Here is a 1,161-nt window from a genome sequence, read left to right on the forward strand (position 1 = left end):
GCTGCTGTCGCCGGAGGTCAAGGATCGCGTGCGCCGGCTGGCGGCGGCCGCGGAGGCGGCTCGTGGCGCCGGTGCGACCGCGGAGGCGATCAGCATCCTCACCGAAGCGCAGCCGCTGGCCGAAGAACAGTCCGGCGCCCAGCGCCTGGCGATCACCCGGTTCGTGCTGAACATGACCGCGGCGATACCGGGTCATCCCGCCGAGGTCCTCGCCGCGCTGGCCGCCGGATACCCCGACGGCGATTCCGGGCAGCGAGAGTTGTTGTGGGCGGCGGCCATCGAATGGCGGATGCACGGACGCGATGAGCGCTCCCGCCGTACCATCGCCGCCGCCCTGCGTCGCCTCGTCGGAACGTGGGACGATCCGCACACCGACGTCGCGGCGGCGCTGGTGGACGACGTCGGCGCGGGACAGCGATTACGGCGTCGACTCCCTGTGCTGATCGACGGACTCGGGGAAGATCCCCTGCTGGCGATGTCGCTGGCGTTCGCCGCCGAAGCGGTCTCCGACCGGTCCAACGCCGCACGATGCTGGACGCATGTACAGAACTTCGCCCGAGCGCGGAACTCGACGGCCGACGAATGCGAAGGCCTGCGCGGCACGGCGCAATTGCTGATCCAGCAGGGACGCATCCGGGCGGCGGCGATCACCGCCCATCACGCACTGCGCATGGCCGAGGACATGAACCTGCCGATGACCGCCGCATCGGCTGCGGCGACCCTGGCTCGGGCACAAGTGTGGCAGGGCGGGCCGTCGCACGCCCGGGACACACTGACGCGGGCACGAGAGCTGCTGGCGCCGGTGCCTACGATTCTGTGGAACGACGACGCACACTGGGCGGCCGGCCTGGCGGCATTGTGCGAGGCCGATCATGCGGAGGCCTTGCACCAACTACTGCGGATGACCCGGCACCGGACCAGCCGGCGGTGGGCAGTGGCGGACCTCGCCGAGGCAGCGGCCGGATGCGATCGAGCCGATGCTGTCCGACCACAGCTGATCGAGATCGAGGAACAGGCCGAACGATTCGGCGGATTGGATCTGATGCTGGCACGTCGTGCACGCGCGCTGCTCGCGGGGACCGACGGCGCGGCCGAGGACCACTTCCGCGCCGCGCTGCACGACAGCGAGAATCTCGACGCCGAGCTGGAGGTAGCGCGTAC

General features: G+C 70.5%; 1 pseudogene. It reads left to right on the plus strand.

Annotated elements, in window-relative coordinates:
- A pseudogene (locus ON23_RS28010) lies at positions 1 to 1,161 on the plus strand (AAA family ATPase); the annotation flags it as partial.

Source organism: Nocardia cerradoensis NBRC 101014, assembly GCF_000308535.1.
In the GTDB taxonomy this organism is placed as follows: Bacteria; Actinomycetota; Actinomycetes; order Mycobacteriales; family Mycobacteriaceae; genus Nocardia; species Nocardia cerradoensis.